Genomic DNA, 24969 nt, shown 5'->3' with positions numbered 1-24969 from the left:
GCATATTGTCTCCTTAAACTGCCCAGCAGGCACAGCCGAGCGCGCCAAAAAAGCCCTTCAGGTCGCCGATCGGCAGTTTCGACGTCCAGGCCGCGGCGTGGTCATGACCATGCACGCCGCAAGAACTGGCGCAGCCGCATGTCGAGATCGCGGTGCGCCGGAGCGAGCGTTTGCCGGCACCCTCCGGTTCGCCCCAGGCTGCATAACCACCGAAGGTTCTGACCGGCGACCAGTCGGGCATCGCCGGAGGCACGGGGTTTTCGTCCAACCGGGAGAAATCGCCGGCCCCGTAGACGATCTTGCCGCCGACCATGGTGAGTTCGGAGGAGAGGAAGGAGATCTCGTCCTCCGCGCAGGTGAAAAAATCCTTGTCGGGGATTATGAGGTCGGCGAACTGGCCCTTTTCGATGCGGCCCTTCTTGCCCTCCTCATTGGAGAACCAGGTGACGTTCTCCGTCCACATGCGCAGGGCCGTTTCGCGGTCGAGGCAGTTGGCGCGCGGATAGAGCGCCGTGCCGCCCACGGTCTTGCCCGTCACCATCCAGGACAGCGAGACCCAGGGATTGTAGGAGGCGACGCGGGTCGCATCCGTGCCGGCGGAGGTCTTGATGCCCTTTTCCAGCATGCGGGCGACGGGAGGCGTGGCTTCGGCTGCGGCATGGCCGTAGCGTTCGACGAAGTATTCGCCCTGATAGGCCATGCGGTGCTGCACCGCGATGCCGCCACCAAGCGCCGCCACCCGGTCGATCGAGCGTTCGGAAATGGTCTCGGCATGATCGAAGAACCAGTTGAGGCCTTGGAGCGGGATGTCGCGGTTGACCTTCTCGAAGACGTCGAGCGCACGGGAAATCGTCTCGTCATAGGTGGCATGCATGCGCCAGGGCCAGCGGTTTTCCGCAAGGATGCGCACGACCCCTTCGAGATCGCCCTCCATTTCCGGCGGCATGTCCGGCCGCGGCTCGCGAAAGTCCTCGAAATCCGCGGCGGAGAAGACCAGCATCTCGCCGGCACCATTGTGGCGGAAGTAGTCGTTGCCCTGCTTGTATTTGACCGACTTCGTCCAGTTGAGGAAATCTTCCTTCTCCTCCTTCGGCTTCTGGGTGAAGAGATTGTAGGCGAGCCGTACGGTCATCTGGTTCTCGTCGGCGAGTTTTTGAATGACAGCGTAGTCATCCGGATAGTTCTGGAAGCCGCCGCCGGCATCTATGACGGAGGTGACGCCGAGCCGGTTCAGTTCGCGCATGAAATGGCGGGTCGAGTTGACTTGGTAGTCGAGGGGGAGTTTCGGCCCCTTGGCGAGTGTCGAATAGAGGATGCCGGCATTGGGTTTGGCAAGGAGCAGGCCGGTCGGGTTGCCGCTGGCGTCGCGGGTGATCTCGCCGCCGGGCGGGTTCGGCGTGTCCTTGCCGTAGCCGACGGCGCGCAAGGCCGCGCCGTTGAGCAATGCGCGATCATAGAGGTGCAGCAGGAAGACCGGCGTGTCGGGGGCGACCGCGTTGATCTCCTCGATGGTCGGCAGGCGCTTTTCAGCGAATTGATGTTCGGTAAAGCCGCCGACGACGCGCACCCATTGCGGCGGCGGGGTGATCGCCACCTGCCGTTTCAGCATGTCCATGGCATCGGCCAACGAGCGCACGCCGTCCCAGCGCAGTTCCATGTTGAAGTTCAGGCCACCGCGCACGACGTGGGTATGGTTGTCGCAAAGCCCGGGCAGTACGCTGCGGCCCTTGAGGTCGATCACCCGCGTCTCCGGGCCGGCAAGCGCCATAACCTCGCGCTCGTCGCCGACGGCGAGGAAGGTGCCGTCCGCGATGGCGACCGCTGATGCCTGCGGATTGCTGCGGTCGAGGGTCGTGAAACGGCCGTTATGAAGGATGAGGTCGGCAGTCATCGAACGGGACTCCTGTTGGGCCTGCGTGGCGGCGCTGCCCAGTGTCAGGGCGGCAGCGGTCGCGCCAAGGAAATTACGACGGGTCGGCATCAGACGTGTGTCCTGTCGGTCGGTTTTCCGCCCTTCGGCATCTCACCGAAGACATGCGGCTTGACGTGGTGCTGCAGCCAGGATTGCGCGGCCGGGTCACGGTTCCAGAACGACTTGGCGAGCGGCACGATCTGTTCGCCGACGAGAATGCCGAGCAGGCCGATCAGCGCGACGACCGGCGGGGCGGGCGAGCGCACATTGAGCAGGCTGTAGAGCACGCCCACCATGAGGCCGGCACCGAGCGAGAGCAGATAGATCTTCATCATGGCTTCCTTCTCCATCCGGGATAGAACGCCCGTCCGCAGGGCGGCCTGCGGACGGGCGGAGCGGGCAATGAGTGCGGGAGGGGGAAACGAACTCAGTGCCCCTCGGAAGCCCCAAACATGGTCTTGGCGTAGATGATGCCGAGGCCGTAGGCGCCGCCGAATTTCTTCGCAATGCCGGTCGTCATCTCGTAGGTTTCGGTACGGGCCCAGTCGCGCTGGAGTTCCAGGAGGTATTGCAGCGAGGTCATCGGGCGCACACCCGCCTGCACCATGCGGTCTACGGCCCGATCATGGGCCTCGGTGGAAATATCACCGCAGGCATCGGTGATAACGTAGACCTCAAAGCCCTGGTCGAGCGCCGAGAGCGACGGGCCGACGATGCAGACGGAGGTCCACAGGCCGCACATTACCAGGCGCTTCTTGCCGATGCGGTTCACCTCATCGATGACAGCGGCGTCCTCCCAGGTGTTCATCGAGGTCCGGTCGAGAAGGGCCTGGCCCGGGAAGGCCTCGGTGATCTCGGTGAACATCGGACCGGAAAAGGTCTTTTCGGCCACCGTGGTCAAAATCGTCGAAACGCCGAAGCCCTTGGCACCATGGGCGACGAGAGCGGCGTTGTTGCGCAGGTTCACGGCATCGATCGATTTCGTCGCAAAGGCCATTTGCGACTGGAAGTCGATCATGATCAGCGTGTGATCCTTGGGGGAAATCAGCAGGCTGCCGGGGGTGGGCGTCGCGTTCAGGGTCATGGGGTCCTCCTTTTTGGATGCCGGTTTCAGTTTTCTTCGAACCGGACTATGCCCCTGTGCTCCGTACCGTTCTTGTCGCCTATGTTTGTCTTTTGAACATTCTGACAGGTTTCTCGGCCAAACTCGCTCTTGTTCGCGTGCGAGCAGAGGGTACGGTTCTCTGATTGCACGCGGCAGCATGCCGCTTCGGCTCACGCCTTGCGGCTGCGCCGCCAGGTCCCCGGCGCGGCGCCGACGATGCGCGAGAAAATTCGCGAAAAATGGCTCTGGTCGGCAAAGCCGCAGGCGGCGGCGACCTCGCTGAGGGTCAGGGAGGAGAAGGCGAGCAGGTCGCGCGCCTTTTCGACACGCTCCTGCATGAGGAACTGATGCGGGGTCTTGCCCACCGTCTCGCGAAAGGCACGCAGGAAGGCGCCTTCGGAAAGGTTGCAAGCGCGTGCCAGATCCTCAATCGCGACATCGCCGTGAAGCCGGTCGCGCATCATGTCCTGCACCGCGGCCATGCCACGCGACGAAAGGCGCCGGCCTTTCGCCCGCTCCGTCACGGTCTCGCGCGCGGCATTGCCGTAGTGGTGCGCAACATGGATGCCGATCGCCAGCGAAAGCTGGTCAACGAAGAGGGCGCTGCGCTCCAGCTGATCGCTGGTTGGGGCGAAAAGTGCACCCATCAGCCCGCCGAGCACCGGATCGGACTCCTCCCCGAAGGCCTGCAATTCGTTGACGCCCGCGAGATCCGCGCTGTCGGCCAAGCGCTCGAGCGCACATGGACCGATTTCCAGGAGAGCGAAATCGAACGAACCGGCCAGTTCCGCCTGGTAGGCATCCTGGAAGGAGCGCAGATAGACGGCATTCTCCGCAAAATCGTGCACGCTGGAATGATGCGCGTGAAAAATTCGCCGGCGATGGCCGCCGGTGAGCGACAGGCCGAGCAGATAGCCGCGGCTGGTGGCGGGCGTGTAGACCGGTTCCGGCGGGGCCGAGGTCGCCCTCTTGCGATGGAAGGTCATGCCACTCGCCTCGACGCGACGGTCATCGTCGAGCCGTGAAAGGCTGCATCCCAGGCTGTCGCGGGAGGAAGAGGCGGCCGAAACGGAAGGGGCATTACCCATGCCTTTTTCCTCCGAAGTTGGCTTCCCCACGGGCAAGCTACCCGATCCAGTCCCCTGGCGACACCCTAAATTTTTGCGGAGCGGCGTTCACGGCGAAAGCGGGCGGGCGTCTCTCCGGTCACGGCGGCAAAGACCTTGGTGAGATGGCTCTGGTCGGCAAAGCCGCATCCGATGGCGATTTCGGCAATCGGCAGGTCGCCAGACAGCAATTCCTTGGCGCAGGCGACGCGATACTCGTTCAGCCAGCGGGCCGGCGTTCGCCCGAAACTCGCCTTGAAAGCCGAGATGAAATAACTGCGCGACAGGTCGCAGCTTTGCGCCAGCTCCGCGATGGAGACCCCGCCATCGAGGCGCGCGGCGAGGAGTTCAAGCGCGCGTTTTTCCTGCCAGGGCGCCAGCGTGCCCTTGCGATCGACCGGAAAATAGACGCCTCCATAGGTCTGCGTGAGATGGGTGAGGATGGCGAGGCCGACCTGTTCGAGGAACAGGCGGCTTGCCTGCTGTGGCCGTTCCAGTGCAGGCAGCAGCGCTTGCGCGAGCCCTAGCATCACGGCGTCCAGCGTGCCGGGCCGGCATTTAAAGCCCGACAGTTCCGGCCGGCTAAGTTCGGTGGCGAAGGCGCGTACGTGCTGGAAGGGGATCTTGAAACGCACATTGTCGAAGGGCGAGAGATGGTGGCAGCGCCACTCCTCGCGCAGATCGGTGATGGCCAGCGCGCCCTTCGGGTGCCCCCCCTCGAAGATCAGCGACTCCCCCCGCCATAGCCGGTGCAGGCGAAAGTCGCGGAGCTGGGTAATGATATGGAACGCGTCTTCGGGCGCATTCGGGGGATCGGGGGCTAGATCGTCTCGGTCGGAACTCAGTCGTGTGATGGTGAGCGGCGAGGCACGTAGCTCCCAGCGGCGCATGGTAGCAACCATATCGGCCGTTTCCGGAACTGAATCATCGTTCATCGTGTCCTCCCCGCACCAGCCGTTGGAGAAGCCGAGAGTGCAAGATTTTCTTGCCGAAGCAAACAGCTTGCATCAATTGACGTGCATGCGGCCCCAGGCCGCTGGCGTCATGCCGGTTTCGACAGTGAAGGCCTGGTTGAAGTGTTCCAGGTCGCCGAAACCGCATTGACGGGCAATTGCTTCAATGGACAGGGTGTGTTCCGCCATGAACTCCTTCGCGCGTTCAACGCGCATCCGCGTCAGCCATTGAAAGGGTGCCAGTCCCGTCGCGCGCTTGAAGTCCAGCAGGAACGTCTCTTCGGCAAGATCGGTGGCCGTGGCGATGGGGAAAAGTGGCGGTTCGTCGACGTCGTCCGCCTGCTGCGCCCCCGCCTTCGGAACAGAGGGCAGCCGCCCGATGGTGGGGTCACCTTCCGGTGTTTCGCCATACTGATGCAGGAGATGGGCGCAGATGGCGACGGCCATATGCCCGAGCAGCGCGGGCGGCGAGGACGCTCGGCTGCCGGTCAGCAGCGCGAGCAGGGCCGTGCCGAGATTTGCGAGCACACCATCCGGCTTGCCTCGCCGACAGGCCAGGCGACGCATCTTCGTGCCCGACGATAGCGAGGCGGCCTCTTCGAAAAGCGTCTTGGGCAGAACGAAGGTCAGCGAATTCAGTCGGCTGTGCAGGCGAATGGCTGCACCGTCGTCCAGATCAACGAGGCAGATCGATCCCTGCTCGTAGCGGTGGACCGGTGTGCACGTTCCGTCCGCCAGGATATCGGCGTGGTCTGCGTCTTCCAGATAGAGCATGAGGAAATAAGCATCGCAGGCGGGAAGCCGTACGTCGTTGGCCGTTTCCTCACCCAGGTCCTTGCAGATGCTGGTAACGGAAAAAGTCGCGGCCTTGATCGGGACAGTGGTCAGGCTGGGTGCCTCGGGCGTTCCGAAGCAAAGGCCTACGCAACTCAATTCTTTTCCTGGAAACGACAACGGCAATCTCTCAATCACTCTACCGGGTCTATACGACCAAAAGAGAAACCGGATTCAATTTTTCGACTTTAGTCTAGTCCGCTGGCCTATGCAACGTTGCGTCGAAGTGCTGGCCGGAAATGCTTTAGCGGACAGAACCTGGCTTTCAAATGTTGCGTTTTTGTCAATAATATATGAATTATTATGCCCATTCTAATGGGGCAGCATTGGCTCTATCTCTTGCTCAACGAAGACACCCGAGAGCGAGGACCACATCATGCTTACCCAGATCAAAGGCCTGCACCACGTCACCTCCATGGCCGCCGACGCCCAGGAAAACAACGACTTCTTCACCAAGACGCTCGGGCTGCGCCGAGTTAAGAAGACGGTCAATTTCGATGCGCCGGACGTCTATCATCTCTATTATGGGGACGAGACCGGTTCGGCCGGTACTGTCATGACCTACTTCCCCTTCCCGCACATCGCCAGAGGCAACCGTGGCGCCGGGGAGGTTGCCGAAACCGTCTTTTCCGTACCGAAAGGCTCACTCGGCTACTGGAAGGAACGTTTTGCCGGCAAGGGTCTTACCGGCCTTGCGCAAGATGAAGCCTTCGGCGAAAAGCGCCTGCGCTTCCTCGGCCCGGATGGCGACGGCTTCGCGCTGACCGAAGTTGATGGCGATGCGCGGCTGCCTTTTTCCGGCGGCGGTGTGCCGGTGAGTGATGGCGTGCACGGTTTCCATGGCGTGACCATGCGGTTGCGCGATGGCGGTGCCACGGGTGAACTCTTGAAGTTCATGGGCTATGAGGAGGTCGATCGCCGTGGCGACCTGACCCGCTATGCCATTAAAGGCGGCAACGGTGCCGATTTCATTGACCTCGAAGTGCTGCCCGGCGCGCCGGTGGCGCGGCAGGGCGCAGGCTCCGTCCACCACGTTGCCTTTGCGGTCGAAAACCGCGCGGCTCAAGCGGAAGTGCGCAAGGCCTTGATGGACACCGGCTACCAGGTCACCCCGGTCATCGACCGTGATTACTTCTGGGCGATCTACTTCCGCACGCCTGGCGGGGTGCTGTTCGAGGTGGCGACGAACGAGCCCGGTTTCGACCGTGACGAGGACACCGCTCATCTTGGCGAAGCGCTGAAGCTGCCACGCCAGCACACCCATCTGCGCGATCGGATCGAAGATATCCTGCCGCCCATCGTCGATTGACGATCAAGGCAGCCGCCGGCATCGACCCGGCGGCTGCCGATGATGACTAGAGATTGGAGACCCTCATGTATCGCGACGCCTATTCTCATTTTGCAAGAGCCCCGGCGGCGGGTGCCCCGCTGGTCTTTGCCTTCCATGGCACGGGTGGTGACGAGCATCAGTTCACTGGCCTGATCGGCCAGATCCTGCCGGATGCCGGCATCGTCTCGCCGCGCGGTGACGTGTCGGAGCATGGTGCCAAACGCTTCTTCCGCCGTAAGGCAGAGGGGGTTTACGACATGGCTGACCTTGCCGTCCGCAGCCGCAGGATGGCTGAATTTATCGGTGCCCACCGGGACGCCAATCCCGGCGCTCCGGTCTATGGCCTAGGTTACTCCAACGGTGCCAACATCCTTGCTTCGGTGTTGTTCGAGGCGCCCGGCCTTATCGACCGGGCGGTGCTGATGCATCCGCTGATCCCCTGGACGCCCGCACCAAACCCGGCGCTTGGCGGCCGGAAAATCCTGATCACCGCGGGCCGGCGCGACCCCATCTGCCGGCTTCCCCTGACCGAGGCGCTCGTTGCCTATCTGGAAAGTCAGGGCGCCGACGTGGACCTCGTTTTGCACGACGGGGGCCACGAGGTGCGCCAGGAGGAGATCGCCGCCATCACGGCCTTCATGACGGGCCGCTGAGTTTTATGGGCCTGTTTTCTGTTGCGGAATCGTCCGCAACAGCGTCATCTTGAACCAGCCAATCGAAGGAGGAACACCATGAGTTGGATGCCCGGCATCGAACCGCAATGTCCCGAGGCAGGCACGATTGCCGATATCGAGATGCTCATCGTGCCGCGATCTCGTGATCTCGGCGGCTTCGAGGTGCGCCGAGCGCTGCCGGCGCCCGAACGCCAGATGGTCGGCCCCTTCATCTTTTTCGACCAGATAGGTCCGGCCGAATTCATCAACGAGGGTGGCATCGACGTGCGCCCGCATCCGCATATCGGGCTCGCCACGGTGACCTATCTCTACCAGGGCGAATTCCAACATCGCGACAGCCTTGGCACCAACCAGATGATCTATCCGGGCGAGGTGAACTGGATGGTGGCGGGCAACGGCGTTACCCACTCGGAACGCACCGGCCCGCTGACGCGCGCCAAGCGTCATTCGCTCTTCGGCATCCAGACATGGGTCGCTTTGCCGGAAGACGACGAGGACATGCCGGCAAGCTTCGAGCACCAGGGAGCTGAGGCCTTGCCGCTGCTCAGCGGCGAGGGCAAGGAGGTACGCCTCATCCTCGGCAATGCCTGGGGCGAGCGAGCGCCGGTGAAGACCTTCTCCGAGATGTTTTATGCCGATGCCATTCTTCAGGCCGGGGCGAAACTGCCTTTGCCCGACAATCACGAGGATCGCGGGCTCTATGTCACACAGGGCTCCGTGGTTGTCGCCGGCCAGGAATTTTCAGCCGGGCAGATGATGGTCTTCCGTCCCGGTGATCCCATCACGGTCACCGCCGGTGAAGCGGGCGCGCGGCTGATGCTGCTTGGCGGCGAGACGCTGAATGGCCCGCGCTACATCGCGTGGAACTTCGTCGCGTCCTCGAAAGAAAAGCTGGAAGCCGCGAAGGAGGCCTGGATCAAGGGCGACTTCGAACACGGTCGCTTCCGCCTGCCACCCGACGACGCCGCTGAGTTCATTCCCTTCCCCGATGCGGGGAAACCAGCGCACTGAGCCGAGCGAAGGTGGCTGGTTGGCGATGTTACGCGGGCCAGCGTTTCTCGTGCTGGCTTAACCGCCGCCGACTGCGATCGTGATCGCAATCGGCGGAGTGACTATGAGGCGATGGTGGCGTGGCCGCGTGGCCACGAAGAACCGCACTCGATTCAGAACGTGCCCTTGACGCCGATGCCGAACATCCGCGGGGCGGTCATGCTCGCCTCGATGCCGCCGATGCCGCGGTTCTGCTGCATGTAGGTCGGCGTGCGTTCGTCGAAGATGTTCTTCACGTAGCCGTAGACCTCCATATGGTCATGCACCTTGTAGCTCGCCCGTACGTCAGCGATCGTGTAGGGCTTGATCACGTAGGCTGGCGTATTGGCCGTGTCGGAGTAATAGCCGTCGAGATGACGGACCTGGCCCGATACGTTGAATTTCTCCGTAACGTCCCAGCTCGCACCGAGGCTGACCATGTACCCGGGCGACTTGGCGAACTCGTTGCCCTGGTAAGCGAGATTGCTGGCAATCTCGTCGATCTCGGTACGCAGCACGCCGGCGCTGGCTCTGATCATCAGGTTGTCCAGCAGCTGGTAGTCCGCACCGATTTCAAGGCCATAGGCGTGAGCCTGCTCGGCATTGATCGTATAGGACTGGGTCACGCCTGGCGATACCACCACCGGAATGTTGTACTGTGCATTCTTCATGTCCATGTAGAACAGGTTGCCGTTCACCATCAGCCGGTCGTCGAGGAGGCTGGCGCGCGCGAACAGCTCGTAGTTCCAGATCTTCTCTTCCTCGAAGGGCTGCCATTTCTGCGCGGTCATATTGAGCGAGACCCCGCCGGGGTTGTAGCCGCGGCTGACGAGTGCGCCAACGGTCCAGTCGTCGTTCACGGCATAGGCAAGCGATGCCTTCGGCAGCAGAGCCGAGTATGTCGTGTCGAAATCGACCGGCGTCGGCGCATAGACCGATTTGCCGATGCGCTGGATATGATCCTGCTGATAGCGCAGGCCGGTCGTCAGTGTCCATTGCTCGGCGAAGCGGTAGCTGATCTCGCCGAACAGGCCGAGATTGCGCTTCGTGTCGTCGAAGGAGGACGTGCCGTTCAGGAAGAGCAGTTCGTCGGTCTGCGTATGCGCATAATAGAGACCGGCGACGCCACTGATTTCGTCTTGCGTATCACCGAAAGTCACGCGCGTTTCATTTGAGGCGTTGGTCTGGTCGATATCGGCGTCACCGCCATTGATCAGGCCGGTGGTGCGGATCACATTCGACGTTGAAAGCTGCGCCTGGTTGAAGAGCTTGATGCCGTTCTCGAATTCATAGGAGACGTCGAGAATCCCCGTATTGGTGTGCTGCTCCCAGCTTGGCATCGTCGTGGTGACATGGTTGAGCTCGTCGAAGGGCCAGGAGGCGGCCTCCTGGCTCGGCCGGTTGCTGCTGTTGTGGGAATAGGTCAGCTTGGCCGTCAGGCCGGGGATGTCCGCGGGCTCCCACAAGAGCTTGAAGCGGGCATTCAATGCCTTGAAATCCTGATCGGTATCGCCGTGCTGGAAGCCGGAATTGATGTAGTCGATGAAGGTGTCGCGCCCGGAATAATCTATGGCCAGCCGTGCGGCCAGCTGATCCTCGATGATCGGGCCGGATAGCGCGATGGATGCCCGCTTGCTGTGATAGTTGCCGATCTCCGCCTGGTAGGCCGCTTCGGGCGTGAACGTCGGGTCCTTCGTGTTGACGATGATGGCGCCGGCAATGGCGTTCGCGCCCTGTGAGGTGGTCTGCGGTCCGCGGAAGACCTCGATGCTGTCGAGATCCCAGACGGAGGACGTGCCGAAATAGAACTCGTTATAATTCAGATAGTGGCCGTCGAGATTGATAGTGGCACGCGGAACTGTACCGGCGAAAAACGCGGTCGCACCGGTGTTCGGCCCCTGCGTGTCCTGCCCACGGATGACCGGCGCGCTGACCGTGTCGGAAAAGACGACGTTCGGCACATCGGCAATCACTTCCTGGACCGTTGCGTTGCCGGTTTTTTCCCGGTCGATCTCGCGGCTCGTCTTGATCGACACGGACGAGGCCGTGCTCTTCATGTCGCGCGCTACTTTCTCGCCGGTCACGGTGATGGTTTCGAGAATCGTAGCCTCCGTGCCGTCCTGTGCGACGGCGGCCAAAGCCGGAAGCAGTGACAGCGCAGCGACGCTGACGCCTGCTGCCAGTCTGCGATTGATATGAGTCCCCATAACAGCCCCTAAACATGAGTATTTCAGTCATGTTGACGTAGCGGGACCGCCATCGTTCCGCAATAGGGAATGCTTTCCGCATTTTGAACAGATTGCCGTCTGGCGCAAGCCGTGGCATATCCGCAACAGTGCAAACGCTTGCCAATCGACACCGCGTCGAGGCGAACGCGCCGCATCTTGTTGATAGGGAGGGTGTCGTTGACCGAATTCGAAGAAAGTGCGGATGAACTGTCGGATGCCGCAGGCGAGAAGCGGGCGGGCATCATTCAGTCTGTTTCCATCGCCTCGCGGTTTCTTACGATTCTTGCCGCCTCCGATGGGGAGTTGCCGCTGGTCGAACTTGCGCGCCGCGCCGGGACGGGCCGATCCACCGCGCATCGCTACATGCAAAGCCTTGTGCGCGAGGGGCTGGTGGCGCAGGACCAGGTCACCGGCTGTTATGATCTCGGACCGGCGGCGCTCAACATTGGCATCAGCGCGCTGAAGCGCATTGACCCCGTGGCGGTCGCGGGTCGGCATATGAAATCCATGGCCTCGCGGGTGGCGGCAAGCTGCGGCGTCGCGATCTGGACCGACCGCGGACCAACCATCGTGCAATGGTATCGCAGCGCCCGCTTCGCGATCAGCACCGTGACGCTGGGCGATGTGCTGCCGCTCGACAACACCGCCTGCGGGCTGGTGTTTCAGGCTTTTATGCCGCCGGAACGCATAGAGGCGGTGCGGCGGTTGCAGCCGGATGCCTTTCGTGGCCGTCCCCCGGCGCCGGGCGTGCTGGAGAATATCCGCCACGCTGGTGGTGCTGAACTGAATGAGCGGCTGTTTTCCGCGCTGACCGGCAAGGCGGCCCCCGTCTTCGACGTTTATGGGGAGATCTGTTGCGTGGTCACGACGGTCTCTTTCGTCGAGACGGCCGAAAGCGAAGGACATGGCGCCGCACTCGTCGAGGCTGCCCGGCAGGTGACAGTGGAATCGGGAGGGGCGTGAACCGCCCCCCCTTTCATGTCTTCGAGCGGATGCGCAAATGCGCGCGCAGTGTCTCGCCGTCATATTCCCTGCGGAAGACGCCCCGCTGTACCAGAAGCGGCACGAGGCCTTCGAGGAACAGGCGCAGCGATTCCCGCGAGCCGCCCGGCAGCGCGATGAGGCCGTCGATCGCGCCGGCGGCGAACCATTCCGTAATGTCGTCAGCGACGTCCTCGACAGTCCCGACGGAAACCCAATGCGCCGAGCCGACCACCTCCGGTCGCGCCAGCAGGTCCTCTACAAAGGGCTCGTTCTTCTCGATATAGCGGCGCAACAGGTCGGCATGGGTACGACTGCGTACCGGCTGGTCGTCTGATGGAAGCAGGTCGGCGGTCACGCGTGCGCCGGGTGACAAATGCGAGAGATCGAGGCCGAGAATCGTCTTCACGGCGTCGAGGCGCTGTACGGGCGTCAGGTGCGCATGGGCACGCCGGTGCATCGCCCACGCTTCCTCTCGCGTTTCAGCGAGGAAGAAATAAAGGCCCGGCAGAACCCGGGGTGCATCCGTCCGTCCATGTTTCAGCGCCCGCGCCCGCAAGTCGTTGCGCAAGTCCAGGGCGGCCGCCATGTCAGGGGTCGAAGCAAAGGTTGCGTCCGCCACCGAAGCCGCAAAGTCCCGCCCGATCTCCGAGGCCCCGGCCTGGAACAGCGGCGGTGGGCCGCTGGCATGGCCGGGCACGTTCAGCGGTCCCATGACGCTGAAGAATTCGCCTCGATGGTCGAGCGCCGTTGCCTCGGCCTCACCCTCCAGCGCAGCAAGGGGATAGCTTTGCCAAAGGTCGCGGACAAGTTCGGTGAACTCGGCGGCCTTGCGGTAGCGCTCCTGCGGCGGCGGCATCGGCGCATCGCCGAAATTCTCCGCGCCGTCGATCGAGGTGACGATGTTCCATGCCGCCCGTCCGTTGCTGATCCAGTGCAGCGACTGGAGCTGGCGAGCGACGACATAGGGCGGGTTGAAAGTCGTCGACGCGGTCGTGACCAAGCCGATGCGCCGGGTTGCGGTGGAAATGGCGGCGAGCAGCACCGTCAGGTCCAGCCCGACGAAAGACGGCGACGTGCCCGATTTGCCGCGCCGCATGACCAGTATGTCCGGCTTGAAGACGAAGTCGAGCTTGGCCCGCTCGGCCGCCTGCGCCAGCTTGATGTAGAAGCCGGGCGGGTCCTGTCGCTGTTCGACAAGCTCGGCGTCCTCCGCCTGACGGCCCTGGAGCCATGTTTCTGTAAGGCACAATCCGATGTGGAGCTGCCTGTCCGTCATGGCGCTGAAATCCCCTTCGGCTCCTGCCGAGGGCGTGCTGGACGATGACGCCCGAGCGGTACGATGAGCGGCGTGTGCGAAACCGGATCATCAATGACGATGCAGGGCAGGCCAAACACCGCCTCGACCAGCTTTTCCGTCACCACGTCCTCAGGGCGGCCTTCAGCAAGGATTGCGCCGTCGCGCATGGCGACGAGATGGGAGGCGTAGCGGCAGGCGTGGTTTAGATCGTGCAGCACGGCAACAACGGTTCGCCCCTCGGCATTGAGGTCGGCCAGGAGTTCCAGCAGTTCGATCTGGTGGGCGATGTCGAGGAAGGTGGTGGGCTCGTCGAGCAGCAGGATCGGTGTTTCCTGCGCCAGCACCATGGCGACCCAGACGCGCTGGCGCTGGCCGCCGGAAAGTTCGTCGACCAGCCGTTCGGCAAGATCGGTGACACTGGTTGCCTGCATCGCCGCTGCCACGGCCGTCTCGTCGGCCTTCGACCATTGCCGGAAGAACGACTGATGCGGATAGCGCCCGCGCCCGACGAGATCGGCGACAGTGATGCCGGACGGCGCTGTTGCGCTCTGCGGCAACAGGCCGAGCCGGCGCGCGATTTCCCGTGTCGGAAATTCGCCGATGCTCCTGCCGTCGAGGATCACCTGACCGGTTGCCGGAGTGAGTAGGCGCGCCATTGCTCGAAGCAAGGTGGATTTTCCGCAGGCATTCGGCCCGACGATAACGGTGAAGGAGCCGTCTGGTATGGCGATCGTCAGGTCGCTCGATATGGTTCGCTCGTCGTAACGCAGCGTCACGGAGCGGGCATGAAGGCGGTGGGTCATGGCAGTTCTTCTAGCAAGCGGTGGCGGCAATCCGTATTGCATTGCAGAATGCATTCTGCAATATGGACAAACAAATTTGACTTTAGTGCTCATGTTTTAGCGCCGCGTCGCTGCTTTATGCAACCGTTTTGACCCGGACAGTGGCTGGCATGAGGGATGACAGGAGGCGAGGGCGCCATGGCCGCACCGCGTAATGAAAGCGTTAAAGACCGAAACAATCTGCTTTCGCAGGAAGATCATATGGGCAGCATGGAGCGATTGGCGATGGAAGTCGTCGCCCTGACACGGCCCGTCCCTTCGGTCGTCCGCGTAACCGGCCGCATCGCCCCGACCGATCCTGCCGCGTGGCGCAGGCCCAATCTAGCGGTGCGTCTCGAGGTCGAGACCCCGGAAGGCCAGCGGCCGGTATCGCGCGTCTATACGATCCGCTCCTTCGACGAAAACCGCAGCCTTATCGACATCGACTTCGTGATCCATGCCGATGACAGCCCGGCCATGCGCTGGCTGGAGCGCGCCGCAATCGGCAGCACCATCCATCTCGTCGGTCCCCGGCCGCATTTCCTGCCGGACCACGCCGCCGAGGGTGGCATTGCGCTTTTCGCCGACGAAACCGCCATTCCAGCCATCCATGCGATCCTCAGCACCTGGCAGGAGGGAAGCCATGGTGTCCTTTACGTCGAAACCGCCGACCGCGCCGCCTTCGATGAACTGCCGGAGGTCGAGGGTGTCGAACGGCATCTTCTGCTGCGTGGCCCGGACGAGGGGGCCGGCACGACCGGGAAGTTGGTCGCGGCCGCCCGCGCGCTGCCGGACCCGATGGGCTGCATGATCTGGGCGGCGGGGGAGAGGCAGGATATCCGCGCCATTCGAGCCTACTTCACCGAGGAGCGCGGCCTGCCGAAGGACCGCGTGCGCGTCTTCGGTTATTGGCGAAAAGGCATGAGCAGTTCCGAGATCGACCGGATGCGCCTCCAGCAATACGAGGCGGTGCGTGCCGGGGGTGGCGGGCTTACCCAGACGGAAGATCTCGACATTCTCGCCTGAACCCCTTGCAGCTACGGCAGACACGACCATGACGCTTCGCCGCACATTCCTCACCTCTACTCTCGGCCTTGCTGCTACCGCGCTCCTGCCGCTCCGCACCACGCGCGCCGAGGATGCGTGGCCGCGCACCGTGCGCCATGACGCCGGCGAACTGACCCTGCCGGCGCGGCCGAAAAGGATCGTCTCGACGGCGCCGAGCCTCACCGGCATCCTTCTCGCCATCGGCGCGCCGGTCGTCGCGACCGCCGCGACAACGCCGAGCGCGCTGACGGATGACAAGGGCTTCTTCTCGCAGTGGGCGGCGGTTGCCGACGAGCGCGGTGTCGAGATGCTCTATGGCAAACTTGAATTCGACATCGAAGCCGTGATCGGTGCGGAACCGGACCTGCTGATCGTTTCGGCGACGGGCGCCGACAGCGTCGTGGCGCACTATGCCGAGCTTGAGGCGCAAGGCATCCCGGCGATCGTGGTCAACTATTCCAATCAGAGCTGGCAGGACATCGCGCTGGAGCTCGGCAAGGCCACCGGCCTCGAGGACCAGGCGGCCGAGGCGATCCGCCGTTTCGATGCTTATGCGGCGGAGGTTGCCGCCACGCTGCCGCGCGTAGCGGGCACCGCCAGTATCGTCGGCTACAACGTCGGCGGCAGCTATTCCGTCAGCAAGCCCACGAGTCCGCAGGCCCAGCTTCTCGCAGCACTTGGCATGACGCTGGTCGGCCTACCCGAGAGCCTCCGCGGCCAAGTCACCCGTGCTTCCGATTTCGAATTCATCTCGCAGGAGAACCTGCCGGCGGCGATCGCCGGCGACAGCGTCTTTCTGCTGCGGGCAACGCAGGAGGACGTCACGGCCTTTCTTGCCGATCCTGTTCTCACCAATCTTCCTGCCGTCGCCGGTAAGCGGGTCTATCCGCTAGGACCCACGTCCTTCCGCATCGACTATTATTCCGGCCTGCAGATGATCGACACCGTGGCCCTGTCCCTGAAAACGCAATGACCACGGCGATTTCGGGTGGGGCGGTGGGCGACTTGCGCCGCAGGCGGCGGCTCGCCGGGCTCCTCGCCGGCCTTGCGGTGCTCGTGCTGCTCTGCCTTGCCAGCCTTGCCTTCGGCTCGCGGCCCATTCCCCTTCATGTCGTTCTCGATGCAGTCTTCGTCCATGATACGCGCGACGACCAGCATCTGATCGTCTGGAGCCTGCGTCTTCCGAGAACCGTCGTCGCGCTTCTTGCAGGTCTCGCGCTTGGTCTCGCCGGCGCGGTAATGCAGGCGGTCACCCGCAATCCGCTGGCCGAACCCGGTCTGCTCGGTGTCAATGCCGGCGCCGCCGTTGCGGTCGTGCTCGGTGCCTCGGTCTTCGGAGCAACGACGATGGCAGGCTACGTCTGGTTCGGTATCGCCGGCGCGGGCATGGCGGGCGCCGCCGTCTTCGTGCTGGGACGAGCGCACGAAACCGGGACGAACCCGGTGAGGCTGGTGCTTGCCGGTGCCGGATTGTCGGTCATGCTGGGCGCGGTTACGGGCATCATGTTGATCAATGCGCCCCTCGCGGTGCTCGACAATTTTCGCAACTGGGCGGCGGGGTCGGTCGCCGGGCGCGGGTTCGACATTGCCGGCATCCTCGCCATCGCAACACTCTTCGGGGTTGGAGCAGCCGTCTCGATTGCCGGAAACCTCAATGCGGTTGCCCTCGGGGATGATCTCGGCAAGGCGCTCGGCCTCAACACACGCCTTACACTGGTTCTGGCCTGCCTCGCGGTGATGCTGCTTTCCGGTGCGGCGACGGCCGCTGCCGGCCCCATCGGCTTCGTCGGGCTGGTGGCCCCGCATCTTGCCCGCACCGTCACCGGGCCGGATTATCGCTGGATCCTTCCCTATTCCGCTCTCTTCGCCGCCATTCTCCTGCTCGGCGCAGACAGTCTCGGCCGGGTAATCGCCGCACCGGAGGAAATCGCTGCCGGCATCGTCACCGCATTGATCGGCGGTCCGTTCTTCATCCTCATCGTCCGAAAATTCCGACTGAAGCAGCTATGACAAACGCGCCCGTATCCGTCTGCCGTTTCGGCCCGCTGTCGTTTTGCTGGCGATCAAGGGTCGTCGTGCTCTGCTGCGTGCTGGCGCTGATCGTTGCGGTTTTCGCCATCCTCCTGCTCGGCACAGGCACCTTGTCCTTCAGCGCAAGCGAAGTGCTGGCGGCGCTTACCGGGCAGGGCGAGAATGCGAAGGCCGAGCGCGTCATCCTGCGCATCCGGCTTCCGCGGCTGCTGACGGCCATTCTCGTCGGCGGCGCGCTCGGCATGGCGGGGTCGAGCTTTCAGTCCATTTCGCGCAATGCGCTCGGCTCCCCGGATGTGATCGGTTTCACGACGGGGGCGGCGACCGGTGCTATCGTGCAGATCATGCTGCTGAATGCCGGGCCGCTCGAGACATCGGTAGCGGCCGTGCTTTCCGGCGTGTTGACGGCGGTCGCCGTCTTCCTGCTTGCCCGGAAGGGCCGCTCCACCGGCGGATACCGGCTCGTTCTGGTCGGCATCGGCGTCGGCGCCACGCTTTCCGGCGTCAACACGATCCTGCTGGTGAGCGGCGGTCTAGATCAGGCGGCGTCTGCCCAGTTGTGGCTTGCTGGTTCGCTGAACACGCGCACCTGGTTGCATGTCGTGCCCGCCGCCATCGGCTTTGCGGTCGTCCTGCCTGTCGCCCTCGCCCACGCGCGCCGCCTGAACCTGCTCGAAATGGGCGACGATGCCGCCCGCCAGCTTGGCGTCGATGCCGAACGGACGCGGCTCGTGATGATCATGGCGGCTGTCGGGCTGACATCAATCGCCACCGCCGCTGCCGGCCCCATCGCCTTCGTCGCGCTCGCTGCTCCGCAGCTTGCCCGGCGGCTGAGCGCATCACCGGACGTTCCCGTCATTTCTGGCGCAATGATGGGCATGGCGCTGCTTCTTGCGGCTGACCTCACCAGCCAGCACCTGCCCATCAATGTCCACATGCCTATAGGGCTGACCACAGGGCTCCTGGGCGGGGTTTACCTCCTGTGGTTGTTGATGCGCAGCAAGTCGGTCTGAGGTCGATCGGCGTTGGCGCATGGATCGGAAGCAGCGGCGACTGCTACCGAACCAGCAATATGTGGAGATTACAATCCCAAAGGGAACGAGTTATGAAGTGTTCTCACCACCGGATTTGCCGGTTGGGATGCCATGCCCACTACTATAAGCAAATCCTATGGAGAGGCCTGATGCTCGCAGCGGCGGAGTGCTATCCTTTTGGTCCCAAACGTTGTTGCAAGGCTCGACAGCAACATATTGATCAATCCTGCTAATCCAGAATTCGCCAGCATCACAACTGGCTTGAACCAACCCGTGTTTTGGAACCGCCGCTTGTTCGGCGTCTGATTCGATAAGAAGCGGCGGGCTTCCCGGTTTTCGGAACGGTCGCTTGTTAGAATGAGTAACCTCGCGAACATCGACCCGGCTGAAGCCGAAAATTCGCTCCATGGTCATGAACGGCAGCCACTTCTCGGCCATCAGGTCATCGAAAACCTTAAGTAGCGCATTGGCAGTTGGTCTGCCCCCATTGGGTGATCCGACTTTGATGCTAATGCATGCGTTAGTGAACCGCCCCAAGTTTCTGGACCAGGGGATGGTAGAGTTTTCCGGCCTGTCTCAGGGAAGCGGGCTGGCGGCGCTTGTCGGATTCATCAGTGAGATCGGTACCTTGTTGCCGATCGCACCATGGGTGCCGAAGCCATTATAGTCTCTGCGCCAATCCTCCATTTTTTCGCGGGCGTCCGCAAGGGTCAGGAACCAATGCTGGTTCAGGCACTCCGCTCGCAAGCGGCCGTTGAAGGCTTCGATAAAAGCATTGTCCGTCGGTTTACTTGGCCGTGAGAAGTCCAGGATCACGCCCTTGGCATAGGCCAAAGGTCGAGATCGCGCGACACAAATTCAGTACCTTGATCGACACGGATCGTCTTCGGATAGCCGACCTGGCGGCACACCTGTTCCAGCGTTTGCACCACGTTTTCACCGCGATAGCTATGATGCGGATCAAGCACGGGCACGTAGCGTGAGAAGATGTCGACTACCGTCAGAACCCGCAGTTTCTTTCCGGTCGCGAGTTGGTCGTGCACGAAGTCCATCGCCCACACGTCGTTCGGACCGATCGCTATCTGCCGCTTTGCCTTGATCCTGCGCTTCGGCGTCTTGTTGTGCAACTGCAGGCCCAAGTCTCTGTAAATACGATAGGTTCTCTTGATGTTGGTGCCCAACCTTCGCGTTCCAGCAGCACATGCACACGACGGTAGCCGTAGCGCACGCGCGTCTCGCAAATCTCCCGAATACGACGCTCCAGACCGGCCTGATCGGCACGACGGGAGGTGTAGTGGTAGGTCGACCGATCAAAGTCGAGTGCACCGCAAGCACGCGGATCGAGATCGTCCAATCCCGGCACATACCCTTCACCACCTCCCGCTTCCGAGCAGGCCTTAAAGCTTTCGCCGAATGACATCCTGCAGCATCTCGCGGTCCAGCGTCAGGTCCACGACGATCTTCTTCAGCCGCGCATTCTCGTCCTCAAGCTGCTTCAGCTTCTTCATCTCCGGCGGCAACAGACCGGCGTATTTTTTCTTCCAGTTGAAATAGGTCGCCTGGCAGATCTCCGCTTTGCGGCAATCTCCGCGACCGTCATCCCTTCATCACCCTGCTTCCGAATTCCCGCCCTTCTGCGCGTCCGAAAACTGCGATGCCTTCATCGTCTTCCGTTCCTTTCCCAGCCATGGAAAATCACCGGAAAACTCTAACCAAAATCGGTCCAGTTTGAAGGGGGCAGATCAGGAGCAAGCGCTCCAATCTGTGTTTGAAAATAGTCTTTCTTCTCAAGGCTCCAAATAGGCCGCTCCAGCGAAGCCAGGGTCATCAGACGACTAGAATATCTGATACGTATTGAACTTGTAACAACCGGGGGAGCGGTTCACAGCCTTTCGAGGCGTCCATGCCGGGTAGAACGGGTTGAGCCAATGGTATACCCTCGGTCCCTGAGCGCGATTTATCTAGCGTTCAAAATGATATGCCTGAGTGGGGACGTCGACTGCAGGCGAATATGAGATCCAATTCCTCCGTGATCTCGCCGGAAGCCGTCCAAAGACGTTCCGACGCTGCGAGAGATGTCGCTTGGTGCGCACCGAATATCAGCGTTGCCAAGTCCGCGATTGCAAGCCGGGCTTCGGGCCTTTCGGTGCTTCGTACTGCACCCTCCTTTCCGATAGACCAGAGACCGCTGTTGTCGGGGAACAGATCGTCTTCGACGGCAAGCGTTACCTGCCGCGTCCCGCCAAAGCGGCGGGCGGAAAGTAAAGCCGCCAGATTGAGAGGCCGTATCCAGCTTTCGTCACGTTGACCGGAGATTTCCAATGTCCGAGGATTGCGCAAAAACAGGGGTAACGGGTCATCGACCGGTTGGGACGGGAAAACCGCCCGGTGCAGGATATCCTGCGTGAAGAGATGGCCGATCAGGCCCCGCCACGCCTCATCGTCATGTGCGATTAGATCGTCGATTATCACGGTGCGCTGCGATGACGTGAACCAGTTGTCCGAGGGTTCGATATGGAAGCGCAGATAGCCGCGCTCGTTTCCTTCGGGGCCGAAAACGACCGCGTGGTAGGGCGTTGTGCCATGGATCGTGCGAAACTCCTGCATGGCCCACCAGCCATCCCAGCGAGACAGGGTTGTGGCGCGCGGCGTCGGATCGGAGTCGGCGATCTGTCGAAACAGGGGAAAATTTTCGCGTGCGTCGACAATGCGAAGCTCTTCGCGGGGCGTGGTAGTAGCAAGTTCGGCGCGGGTCAGGTCGAGCTCATGTCGGACCGACCATGAGGCGATGCCATACCCGTATCGGCCATAGATGCCAGTGTCGGATGCCCTGAGACCTGCGACGACATAGCCTTCGGAGCGGGCGCGACGAAGCTGCTCGACGATCAACTGACGGGCGATACCTCGGCGTGTCGCATCGGGAGAGACGCCGACATGTGTGACAGACAGGTGGCGCACACGCCGGCCACCGGGCAGGGTGATCGATGAATCGTAGCCGTTCACGACGCCCCGCAAGATATCCCCCTCGAAGCCGCCAAGCGATTGGCCCTCTGCCAGAAACCGCGTCTCGGTTTCTGGGCTAGTACGGCCGAAATCGCCGATTCCAAGCAAGGCCTGCCGGAATACGGCAAATGCCTTCCGGCGGTCCTCGTTACCATTCAGCGATCGGATATCCAGGCTTGGGCTGCCCGAAGATGGGACTATCGAGAGCGATGGCATGTGCCTCTCCTTATGACTGCGGTGTTACCGGAGCGAGACGGCCCCGCGCCTTGAGAAAGGCTGCGGCGCCCTCGCCGAAATGCCAGGCTTCTTCAAGATGAGGCTGGCCTGAGAGGATGAAGTGATCGAAACCGACGTCGTGATAGGCTTCGATCAGGTCGGCAACCTGCGCATGGCTGCCGACGAGGGCCGTGCCCGCTCCGCCGCGCACGAGCCCATAGCCCGACCAAAGGCCAGGGTGGATTTCCAGTTCGCGTGCTGAAGCCGGCAGGCCTTCCCGATGCGTGTGCAGCGCCGACATCTGGCTCTGGGCTACGGATTCGGATTTGGCGAGCAGATCGCGCGCCTTTCGGACCCGATCCGGCGAGAGCCACGTCAGCAGCTTGTCGGCCACGGCCCAGGCTTCGTCTTCCGTATCGCGTGAAATGACATGCAGGCGCACGCCGAAGCGCAACGAGCGGCCTTTTGCGGCAGCACGCGCTTTCAGCTGCGCGATATTTTCCGCCTCGAGTTCCGGCGGGCGCCCCCAAACCAGATAGACGTCGGCCTGTGCGGTTGCCACGTCCAGAGCGGCCGGGCTGGCGCCGCCAAAGAAGATCTGAGGGAGGCCGTAGGGCGTAGGGTCGATGCGCGCTTCCCGGATGTCATAGTGCTTTCCCGTGAAGGAGAAGGGTTGCTCCGCTGGTGCGGACGTCACCCCACGCACGACAGAAAGGAATTCCTCCGTCCGTTCATAGCGTGCATCATGGTCGAGATGGTCGCCAAAGCGTGCCTGTTCGAAGCGATCGCCGCCTGTAACGACATTGAGAAGCAGCCGCCCGCCAGTCATTCTCTGGAAGGTTGCCGCCTGATGGGCAACGAGCGTCGGCGATATGAGCCCGGGTCTGAACGCGACGAGGAATTTCAGTCGGCTTGTTTCCCGGGCGAGGGCCGCAGTGGTGATCCAGGCGTCTTCACACCATGTGCGGTGGGGGTCAAAACCGCATGGAAATGCTGCTGTTCGGCAGCGCGTGCGACCTCTCCAAGATATGAAAGTGTCGGTGCACGGAAGCCGCCGGAAACCTCGACAACGTGACTATCGTTTCCCGAGCCCGTCAGGCCCCGGCTGTCGCCATTCGTCGGTAGATACCAGTGGAGATGGATATTGCCGCTCATGCCGAACGCTCCCCACGAGCACAGAGCGAGCGCGCTCGGTCGGGCAGAGCGTTTAAAATTAGCAAGGGAGGATGGTTTGGATGCTCGCTTGAAGCCATTGGGGTCAGCCTATAGTCTATAAATTTTATAGATTTATGCTACGGGATTTGACGCTTGGCGTGGGCAATCTGTTCCAAATACGGCCACTTGAGGGAAAATCGTTCCCAATTTTCGCGGTAGAGATGGTGGCAACGGTTTGGGCAATGTTGGCCGTCATCGGTGCGGGCGGTGTCGCGCGGACAGAACGAAACGCTTCGACGCGACACTGATTTTCTGGCGAAACCCGCTTATCTGCATCTTATTTTTCCGGCGGGGGCTGAAATTGGAACGTCGCTTCGTTTCAATAATGCATAAAAACTATAGAAATAATGCATTCAATTCAAACCGAGGCGATCCACCCCATGCATGTTAACGTTCTTTTGCGCTCCGCCAAGCGGGCCGCCGTTCCGCTTCTTGCCGCTTACACTGCCCTGTGTGCCCCGGCGCTCGCCGATGAGCCGAAGTTTGGTGGTACGCTGCGCATCGCCTCGCTTGAAGCCGATCTTGACGCCTTCGATCCGCTGACCGGTTACAGCGTCGAGTCATGGGAGATCCTGCGGGCGACGACACGACAGCTCGTCACCTATCCGGGTTCCCCCGTCGGTCTCAAGGAGGACACGACTTTGGTGCCAGATCTCGCCAAGTCCTGGGATGTCAGCCCGGACGGCAAGACGTACACCTTCCATTTGAAGGACGATATTTTCTTCTCGGGCTCGACCGAACGCAAGATCGTCGCCGGCGATTTCGTCTACGGCATCAAGCGCTTCTGCGACCCCAACAAGCAGGTCGCGGCCATCAACTATTTCAACCTCGTGTTCTCGGGCTTCGTCGACTACTGCAAAGAGTTTTCGAAAGTACCGACCGGCGATCTGGCGGCGAGCAAGGCCTTCATCGATAGCCATGAAATTTCCGGTGTGTCCGCTCCGGATGACAAGACTTTGGTGATCCATTCCGACACCAAGAACTACGACTTCCTCAATATTCTCTCGATGAATTTCGTATCGCCGGTCGCTTCCGAAATCGCATCGAAATACTTCCCGGACTCGCTGGAATCCCGCAAGAATCTTCCTTCTAGCGGACCGTATTATGTCGTCTCCTACGACCAGGGGCAAAAGCTGGTTCTCAAGAAGGCCAAGAATTTCAAAGCGGAGTCGGACGAAGCCCGCAAGGCCTATGTCGACGAGATTCATGTCGACTTCACCACCAACAGCGAAGACGCGGTCGTCCAGAAAATTCAGGCGGGCGAGGCTGACCTGTCGCTCTATCTCGACACGCCGCCACGCGGCACCATCCGGCAGTATGTGTCCAAGGACAGCCCCTATCTGCATGCGACCAACAGCGGCTCGGCCAACTTCATCACCATAAATGCGCAGAAGAATGCGACAAGTGAAGGGATCGAGGCGCTGCGCAAGCCTGAAGTGCGTCAAGCCTTGTCCTACGCAGTCAACCGCGCCCATCTGGTGCAAACGCTCGGCGGATCTATTGCCGCCGTGCCCCTGTCGCAGATCATCACCTCGACGATTTCGGGATACGAGCAGTTCGATCCCTATCCAACTGAAGGCAACAAGGGGAACCCGGAAAAAGCCAGGGAACTCCTGGCGAAGGCTGGTTATCCCGACGGCATCACACTTGATGCACTCTATCGTACCAACGCCCAAAACGAAACGATCGCCGTAACGCTCAAGGAGGACCTCGCGGCTGCCGGTATCACGCTGAACTTGATCCCGGCGCCCGCCAGCGAATGGCGAGCCTATGTTCAAGATCCCAAGTCGCGCTGGGATATCTTCCTGAACGCCACCTTCTCGCCGGATTGGCAGGGCCCGAGCACGCGAATGCTGCTCGGCGGCTGGCTCAACTCGGATGCGTCGCCTTGCGGCCCCGGAAACGTCTATGCGATTTGCTACAGCAATCCCGAATTGAACAAGCTTGCGGCGGAAGCCTATCCTTCGGACAATCCCACGCCTCTTTGGACGAAGGCCGACAAGATCGTCTCGACGGACCTGCCTTGGATCCCGCTCTTCGAAAAGCGCAAGATCGCCATCACCTCGGATCGCATCAGCCATTGGGTATGGTCTTCGCTCGCGGTGCAGGCTGACATCACCAACATCGCGCTGAAGAACTCGGGTTCATAG

General features: G+C 61.9%; 19 protein-coding genes and 3 pseudogenes. 10 read left to right on the top strand and 12 right to left on the bottom strand.

Translation table 11 applies throughout. From position 1 onward, the window contains the following. Positions 1-13: 13 nt before the first annotated feature. The 6 genes from BSY16_RS30340 to BSY16_RS30315 form a co-directional block, all read right to left on the bottom strand. Positions 14-1891, bottom strand: coding sequence for an amidohydrolase (locus tag BSY16_RS30340; protein ID WP_069063802.1), 1878 nt, complete (start codon positions 1889-1891; stop codon positions 14-16). Positions 1892-1980: 89 nt separating this feature from the next. Continuing rightward, positions 1981-2244, bottom strand: coding sequence for a XapX domain-containing protein (locus tag BSY16_RS30335; protein ID WP_069063801.1), 264 nt, complete (start codon positions 2242-2244; stop codon positions 1981-1983). A gap of 95 nt (positions 2245-2339) precedes the next feature. After that, complete coding sequence (locus BSY16_RS30330; RefSeq protein ID WP_069063448.1) at positions 2340-2996, bottom strand: hydrolase; 657 nt, start codon at positions 2994-2996, stop codon at positions 2340-2342. Positions 2997-3187: 191 nt separating this feature from the next. Then, positions 3188-4105 (bottom strand): AraC family transcriptional regulator, encoded by a 918-nt coding sequence (locus BSY16_RS30325; RefSeq protein ID WP_069063447.1) that lies wholly within the window; start codon positions 4103-4105, stop codon positions 3188-3190. Between the two features lie 65 nt (positions 4106-4170). Beyond that, on the bottom strand, positions 4171-5058 hold the full coding sequence (locus BSY16_RS30320; protein ID WP_069063446.1) for a helix-turn-helix domain-containing protein: 888 nt from the start codon (positions 5056-5058) through the stop codon (positions 4171-4173). 72 nt (positions 5059-5130) lie between these two features. Further along, positions 5131-6036 (bottom strand): helix-turn-helix domain-containing protein, encoded by a 906-nt coding sequence (locus BSY16_RS30315; RefSeq protein ID WP_150130191.1) that lies wholly within the window; start codon positions 6034-6036, stop codon positions 5131-5133. A gap of 250 nt (positions 6037-6286) precedes the next feature. Here BSY16_RS30315 and BSY16_RS30310 point away from each other — a divergent pair, with 250 nt between their 5' ends. From BSY16_RS30310 to BSY16_RS30300, 3 genes are all read left to right on the top strand, one after another. Further along, complete coding sequence (locus BSY16_RS30310; protein WP_069063444.1) at positions 6287-7219, top strand: ring-cleaving dioxygenase; 933 nt, start codon at positions 6287-6289, stop codon at positions 7217-7219. A gap of 65 nt (positions 7220-7284) precedes the next feature. After that, positions 7285-7893, top strand: a complete 609-nt coding sequence (locus tag BSY16_RS30305) for an alpha/beta hydrolase (protein WP_069063443.1) — start codon at positions 7285-7287, stop codon at positions 7891-7893. Positions 7894-7971: 78 nt separating this feature from the next. Continuing rightward, the gene (locus tag BSY16_RS30300) at positions 7972-8925 is read left to right on the top strand and encodes a pirin family protein (RefSeq protein WP_069063442.1); all 954 of its coding nucleotides are present in this window, start codon (positions 7972-7974) and stop codon (positions 8923-8925) included. A gap of 152 nt (positions 8926-9077) precedes the next feature. On the opposite strand, the gene BSY16_RS30295 is transcribed toward BSY16_RS30300, so the two are convergent. Next, entirely contained in the window at positions 9078-11150 is a 2073-nt protein-coding gene (locus BSY16_RS30295) for a TonB-dependent receptor (RefSeq protein ID WP_069063441.1), read from the bottom strand. Positions 11151-11348: 198 nt separating this feature from the next. Here BSY16_RS30295 and BSY16_RS30290 point away from each other — a divergent pair, with 198 nt between their 5' ends. Further along, positions 11349-12134 carry an IclR family transcriptional regulator gene (locus BSY16_RS30290; protein WP_069063440.1) on the top strand — a complete coding sequence of 262 codons (786 nt, stop codon included), beginning with the start codon at positions 11349-11351 and terminating at the stop codon, positions 12132-12134. Positions 12135-12147: 13 nt separating this feature from the next. Here the strand turns inward: BSY16_RS30290 and BSY16_RS30285 are convergent, their stop codons facing one another. Next, complete coding sequence (locus BSY16_RS30285) at positions 12148-13431, bottom strand: NtaA/DmoA family FMN-dependent monooxygenase (RefSeq protein ID WP_069063439.1); 1284 nt, start codon at positions 13429-13431, stop codon at positions 12148-12150. Beyond that, the gene (locus BSY16_RS30280) at positions 13428-14255 is read right to left on the bottom strand and encodes an ABC transporter ATP-binding protein (protein ID WP_069063438.1); all 828 of its coding nucleotides are present in this window, start codon (positions 14253-14255) and stop codon (positions 13428-13430) included. Before BSY16_RS30280 ends, BSY16_RS30285 begins: the two co-directional genes overlap by 4 nt. 240 nt (positions 14256-14495) lie before the next feature. On the opposite strand from BSY16_RS30280, the gene BSY16_RS30275 reads away from it, so the two are divergent. From BSY16_RS30275 to BSY16_RS33015, 5 genes and pseudogenes are all read left to right on the top strand, one after another. Beyond that, positions 14496-15299, top strand: coding sequence for a siderophore-interacting protein (locus BSY16_RS30275; RefSeq protein ID WP_083243192.1), 804 nt, complete (start codon positions 14496-14498; stop codon positions 15297-15299). 28 nt (positions 15300-15327) lie between these two features. Then, positions 15328-16293 (top strand): Fe2+-enterobactin ABC transporter substrate-binding protein, encoded by a 966-nt coding sequence (fepB, locus tag BSY16_RS30270; RefSeq protein WP_069063436.1) that lies wholly within the window; start codon positions 15328-15330, stop codon positions 16291-16293. Beyond that, positions 16290-17330, top strand: coding sequence for a FecCD family ABC transporter permease (locus BSY16_RS30265; RefSeq protein WP_069063435.1), 1041 nt, complete (start codon positions 16290-16292; stop codon positions 17328-17330). Before fepB ends, BSY16_RS30265 begins: the two co-directional genes overlap by 4 nt. Beyond that, the gene (locus tag BSY16_RS30260; protein WP_069063434.1) at positions 17327-18364 is read left to right on the top strand and encodes a FecCD family ABC transporter permease; all 1038 of its coding nucleotides are present in this window, start codon (positions 17327-17329) and stop codon (positions 18362-18364) included. Before BSY16_RS30265 ends, BSY16_RS30260 begins: the two co-directional genes overlap by 4 nt. Positions 18365-18401: 37 nt before the next feature. Beyond that, positions 18402-18691: pseudogene (locus tag BSY16_RS33015) on the top strand (RES family NAD+ phosphorylase); the annotation flags it as partial. Positions 18692-18961: 270 nt separating this feature from the next. Here BSY16_RS33015 and BSY16_RS30255 read toward each other — a convergent pair. From BSY16_RS30255 to BSY16_RS30245, 3 genes and pseudogenes are all read right to left on the bottom strand, one after another. Continuing rightward, positions 18962-20049, bottom strand: a pseudogene (locus BSY16_RS30255) (IS3 family transposase). A gap of 304 nt (positions 20050-20353) precedes the next feature. Then, positions 20354-21604, bottom strand: a complete 1251-nt coding sequence (locus BSY16_RS30250; RefSeq protein WP_069063433.1) for a GNAT family N-acetyltransferase — start codon at positions 21602-21604, stop codon at positions 20354-20356. A 10-nt stretch (positions 21605-21614) separates the two neighbouring features. Continuing rightward, a pseudogene (locus BSY16_RS30245) lies at positions 21615-22759 on the bottom strand (LLM class flavin-dependent oxidoreductase). Positions 22760-23199: 440 nt separating this feature from the next. Here BSY16_RS30245 and BSY16_RS30240 point away from each other — a divergent pair. Next, positions 23200-24969 carry an ABC transporter substrate-binding protein gene (locus BSY16_RS30240; RefSeq protein WP_069063432.1) on the top strand — a complete coding sequence of 590 codons (1770 nt, stop codon included), beginning with the start codon at positions 23200-23202 and terminating at the stop codon, positions 24967-24969.

The organism is Sinorhizobium sp. RAC02 (assembly GCF_001713395.1).
Taxonomy (GTDB): Bacteria; Pseudomonadota; Alphaproteobacteria; order Rhizobiales; family Rhizobiaceae; genus Shinella.
This window is presented reverse-complemented; position numbering and strand designations above follow the sequence as displayed.

Bases quoted from the DNA above. Each gene is read 5' to 3' on its own strand.
- BSY16_RS30340 (WP_069063802.1), bottom strand. From the start codon at position 1,891: ATGACTGCCGACCTCATCCTTCATAACGGCCGTTTCACGACCCTCGAC.
- BSY16_RS30335 (WP_069063801.1), bottom strand. From the start codon at position 2,244: ATGAAGATCTATCTGCTCTCGCTCGGTGCCGGCCTCATGGTGGGCGTG.
- BSY16_RS30330 (WP_069063448.1), bottom strand. From the start codon at position 2,996: ATGACCCTGAACGCGACGCCCACCCCCGGCAGCCTGCTGATTTCCCCC.
- BSY16_RS30325 (WP_069063447.1), bottom strand. From the start codon at position 4,105: ATGGGTAATGCCCCTTCCGTTTCGGCCGCCTCTTCCTCCCGCGACAGC.
- BSY16_RS30320 (WP_069063446.1), bottom strand. From the start codon at position 5,058: ATGAACGATGATTCAGTTCCGGAAACGGCCGATATGGTTGCTACCATG.
- BSY16_RS30310 (WP_069063444.1), top strand. From the start codon at position 6,287: ATGCTTACCCAGATCAAAGGCCTGCACCACGTCACCTCCATGGCCGCC.
- BSY16_RS30305 (WP_069063443.1), top strand. From the start codon at position 7,285: ATGTATCGCGACGCCTATTCTCATTTTGCAAGAGCCCCGGCGGCGGGT.
- BSY16_RS30300 (WP_069063442.1), top strand. From the start codon at position 7,972: ATGAGTTGGATGCCCGGCATCGAACCGCAATGTCCCGAGGCAGGCACG.
- BSY16_RS30295 (WP_069063441.1), bottom strand. From the start codon at position 11,150: ATGGGGACTCATATCAATCGCAGACTGGCAGCAGGCGTCAGCGTCGCT.
- BSY16_RS30285 (WP_069063439.1), bottom strand. From the start codon at position 13,431: ATGACGGACAGGCAGCTCCACATCGGATTGTGCCTTACAGAAACATGG.
- BSY16_RS30280 (WP_069063438.1), bottom strand. From the start codon at position 14,255: ATGACCCACCGCCTTCATGCCCGCTCCGTGACGCTGCGTTACGACGAG.
- BSY16_RS30275 (WP_083243192.1), top strand. From the start codon at position 14,496: ATGGGCAGCATGGAGCGATTGGCGATGGAAGTCGTCGCCCTGACACGG.
- fepB (WP_069063436.1), top strand. From the start codon at position 15,328: ATGACGCTTCGCCGCACATTCCTCACCTCTACTCTCGGCCTTGCTGCT.
- BSY16_RS30265 (WP_069063435.1), top strand. From the start codon at position 16,290: ATGACCACGGCGATTTCGGGTGGGGCGGTGGGCGACTTGCGCCGCAGG.
- BSY16_RS30260 (WP_069063434.1), top strand. From the start codon at position 17,327: ATGACAAACGCGCCCGTATCCGTCTGCCGTTTCGGCCCGCTGTCGTTT.
- BSY16_RS30250 (WP_069063433.1), bottom strand. From the start codon at position 21,604: ATGCCATCGCTCTCGATAGTCCCATCTTCGGGCAGCCCAAGCCTGGAT.
- BSY16_RS30240 (WP_069063432.1), top strand. From the start codon at position 23,200: ATGCATGTTAACGTTCTTTTGCGCTCCGCCAAGCGGGCCGCCGTTCCG.